Source organism: Brevibacterium picturae, from assembly GCF_030453725.1.
In the GTDB taxonomy this organism is placed as follows: Bacteria; Actinomycetota; Actinomycetes; order Actinomycetales; family Brevibacteriaceae; genus Brevibacterium; species Brevibacterium sandarakinum_A.
The window spans coordinates 1-3,877 of the sequence record NZ_JAKDJU010000234.1 but is presented as its reverse complement, the minus strand read 5'-3'; the positions used below and the strand labels follow the sequence as shown (position 1 = coordinate 3,877).

Annotated in this window: 2 protein-coding genes and 2 pseudogenes; 1 reads left to right on the top strand and 3 read right to left on the bottom strand. The window is 62.8% G+C overall.

The features are described from left to right. Nucleotides 1-227, bottom strand: a pseudogene (locus L0G76_RS14760) (ABC transporter ATP-binding protein); the annotation flags it as partial. 1 nt (nt 228) lies between these two features. Next, on the bottom strand, nt 229-1,962 hold the full coding sequence (locus L0G76_RS14755; RefSeq protein ID WP_304357910.1) for an ABC transporter ATP-binding protein: 1,734 nt from the start codon (nt 1,960-1,962) through the stop codon (nt 229-231). Nucleotides 1,963-2,192: 230 nt separating this feature from the next. Here L0G76_RS14755 and L0G76_RS14750 point away from each other — a divergent pair, with 230 nt between their 5' ends. After that, nucleotides 2,193-3,326, top strand: coding sequence for a DUF6882 domain-containing protein (locus L0G76_RS14750; protein WP_304357909.1), 1,134 nt, complete (start codon nt 2,193-2,195; stop codon nt 3,324-3,326). Between the two features lie 122 nt (nt 3,327-3,448). Here the strand turns inward: L0G76_RS14750 and L0G76_RS14745 are convergent. Then, a pseudogene (locus tag L0G76_RS14745) lies at nt 3,449-3,877 on the bottom strand (hypothetical protein); the annotation flags it as partial.

Below are 3,877 nucleotides of genomic sequence, written 5' to 3'. Positions count from 1 at the left end.
ACGACGTTGATGAGGCCGAGCTTCTCCGTCGTCATCAGCCCGAACAGTCGTTTGACCGAGGGCCAGAAGTGCTTTGCCTTCCTGGCCGGGGTGTCGTCGAACATGTCCCCCTCGTCGCCGCGGGGCAGGTATTCCTCGTCGGCCGTCTGCGTCGCATCCGGTTCGGCCGTCGCCGTTGCCGCCGAGGTGCTCGACGTCGTCGACTCGTCGGATTCGTTGTTCACCATGTCAGTTCACCCCTTCCGTGGCCAGCTGGGATTCGACGATCTCCTGGTAGGTCTCGTTCGAGTCGACGAGTTCGTCGTGTGTTCCCCGGCCGACGATCTTGCCTTCGTCGAGGACGATGATCTGATCGGCATCTCGAATCGTCGAGACCCGCTGAGCCACGACCACCACCGTCGAATCGCCGGTCGTATCATTCAAGGCGCTGCGCAGGCGCGCGTCGGTGGCCACATCGAGAGCGGAGAACGAATCGTCGAAGACGAAGATCTTCGGTTTGGCCGCCAGAGCTCTGGCGATGCAGAGTCTCTGCCGTTGTCCGCCCGAGTAGTTCGTGCCACCCTGAGCCACGGCCTCCTCGAGCTGATCGGTCTTGTCGGCGACGAAGTCCGCGGCCTGAGCCGTGATCAGTGCGTCCCACAGTTCCGAGTCATCGGCGAACTCGTTTCCGAACCGCAGATTGGAGGCGATCGTGCCGGAGAACAGATATGGCTTCTGCGGCACCAGACCCACCAGCTGCGCCAACTGGTGCCTGTTGAATGCACTGACGGGCACACCGTCGATGAGCACCTGGCCCGACCGCGTATCGAGCAGACGCGGGATGAGGTTGACGATGGTGGACTTGCCGGCACCGGTGGCACCGATGATCGCAGTCGTCGTACCCGGCTGCGCGGTGAAGCTGAGGTTCTCGAGGACGGGAACCTCAGCCCCGGGATAACCGAAGGTGACATTGCGGAACTCGAGCTCACCTCGGCGAGGGAGCTCGTCGACTCCGTCCGGGATGATCATGGACGTGGTCGAGTCGAGGACTTCGGAGATGCGTTCGGCGCAGACGACGGCGCGGGGAATCATCATCATCATGAACACGCCCATCATGACGGCCACGAGGATCTGCAGGAGGTACTGCAGGAATGCCGTCAGCGATCCGACTTCCATCTGGCCGGCGTCGACTCGGTGACCGCCGAACCACATCACGGCGGCGGTGGCCAGGTGCAGGATCATCATGATCGCAGGAAACATGAGCACGAAGAGGTTGCCGACCTTGACGGAGGTCTCTGTCAGCGCGCGGTTGGCGTCTGCATAGCGGTCGGTTTCGAACGGTTCGCGCACGAACGCACGGATGACCCTGATGCCGGTGATCTGTTCGCGGAGGACCCCGTTGATGTCGTCGACCTGCTCCTGCATACGACGGAACAGCGGCATCAGCAGATAGACGAGGATGCCGACGACGATGAACAGTGACGGCACGGAAACCCAGACCAGCCAGGACAGTCCCACATCCTCGCGCAGTGCCATGATGATTCCGCCGATGCACATGATCGGAGTCGAGACCATGAAGTTCAAGGTCATGAGCACCAGCATCTGGACCTGCTGGACATCGTTGGTGTTGCGGGTGATGAGTGTGGCACTGCCGAATCCGCCGACTTCGAGTGTCGAGAGTTCGTCGACCTTGCTGTAGATGGCACGCCGCAGATCCCGACCCACTCCCATGCCGGTGCGGGCACCGAAGAAGATCGCGGTCACAGCGGTCACGACCTGCACGAGGCAGACGATGATCATCGTCATGCCGGTCGACCAGATGAAGTCGGTATCGCCCTTGGCGACGCCCTGGTCGATGATCTGCGCGTTCAGGCTCGGCAGAAACAGGGCCGCGATGGTTGCGGCCAGCTGCAGGACTATGACGAAGACGATGTAGAGCCAATAGGATTGAGCGTATTTCAGGGACAGGCGTAATAAGGCCACGGTGGAAGTCCAGTGAGTTCAGTAGTTCGCGAAAACGGCGTTGAATTATACGAAAGCGCAACAGGCAATCTTACATGCGTTGGCCTCCCGAGCAATAGATCTGGACTGCTTCTTCTGTCGTGACAGTTCACCACGCGCCACTGACACGAGCGGGCGAAACCGGGGCCGACATCACCGGTGGCTGGGCGTGCCTCCTCGCTAATCGCACGGACACCTCTAGTCTTGAAATCATGAGCACAACTTTGCAGGACCTCGTCAATCGCGCCGTCTTCTTCTCCACCGAGATGCAGACGCACTTCGGCGCCCTCATCGCCGATGCCGAATGGGAGGTCGACTTCACCTCCGATCCGCATCTGACCTTCACCTCGGCCGAGGGGACCGTCCTACGTGGTCGCCCGCACCTGCTCGGCTCGGAGTCGAAAGCGCAGAACACGTGGCTGTGGGGGTGGGAGAACGTCAACGAATTCCCCGAGACCGTCGTCGGTCTCGCCCACGACGTTCGCAAGTTCGGTGCCGCCGAGGATGTCGCAGAGCTGATCACGGAGGAACTCCAGCTCGACGAAGAACTGGCTCTGCGTCTGACCTTGGCAGCGAAGGAGGCCACCGGAAAATGGGCACACTACCCTGCCGCTGCGGGCGCCGGAACCACTGTCTGGCTGCTTGTTGATGCTCCGGAGCTGACTCTGCCCGAAGCTCAAGTCAAGACCTCGGTGCGGGCCCTCATGCAGGGGCTGACGCAGACCACTGTGACTGACCATCGCGTCGCACTCGAGGCGTATGTGGCCAAGCGCGGCATTCCCACCACAGCATTGCCCGAGGCCGGCCTGCGCCTGCTCTTCGCCGATGGTTCGGCCGACCTGTCCTTTGACGAGCAGAACCGGATATCCAACTGCGAGGTGGGAGCACCCCTCGAGGGCGAGGCCGCACAGCAGTATGCACAGGCCACGGGGACGAGCACCTCTGCGGCCGCCGATGCTCCTGCCGCCGAGACTGCCGCAGCCGCCGCACAGAGTCCAGTCTCCGAATCGTCCGCTACGGGGCAACCCGACGCTGCTGAACCCGTTGCCGCCGCCTCGGCGCCGGCGCCTTCGCCGTCACCAGCAGAGACCACGACCGAGCCGCCTCATTCGACCGCCCCAACCACATCCCCCGCCGAGGCGGCCGCCGATGACGAGCGCGACTCCGCTTCCGCTCGCGCCACACCTGAGACCGGATCCGAACAACCGACGAGGTCCGAGGACGAACCGGCCGCCTCGCCTGCGGCAGAGGCACAGCCCGACGAAGGACTGTCGGCTGAGGCAGAGACCACGGCCGAGGAACCGAAAAAGAAGAAGGGGCTGTTCTCGAAGCTCTTCGGACGTTGATCTGCCGGTGGCGCACACTCATCATCGGTTGATGGGTGTGCGCGGCTGCCAGCTGAAGTCACGGTCGAAGAGGTACCGCCGCTCCGGATCAGGCGTCAGGGTTGCGTCAAGGCCCTCGCCGGTCAGGCGGGACTGATGCAAGGATCGGTGGAGAAGCTGAGCGTCACCTCGTCCACGTAGTCTCTCACGAGGCTCTGCGAGCCCTCCTGCTTCGCATAGAGCCTGAGTGTGACCTCGTTACCGGCGTCTACGCTGTAGGAGCCCTCCTGCAGGCTGCCATCCGCGTATCGCAGGCTCACTGCGGCAGTCCCGTCCTTCGTCAACTGGCCGAAGGCCGCCTGGGTGAGTTCGGAGTCGCTGAAGTCCGATCGACCCTCGCCCGAGACCGTGTAGACGCCTGCAATCTCGCTCGACTCAGTGGCGCCTAGCGCTTGTTGGAAGCGCGAGTCCATCGACTTGGCAGCAAAGTCCCGCCGACCGGGTGTGGTCCCCAGGTAGGGAAATCTGGGGAGGGGGGAAGTTAATGACGGAATTGGAGTCTGCCAGCCGGA

Coding starts and splice junctions, on each gene's coding strand:
- L0G76_RS14750 (WP_304357909.1), top strand. CDS start 2,193: ATGAGCACAACTTTGCAGGACCTCGTCAATCGCGCCGTCTTCTTCTCC.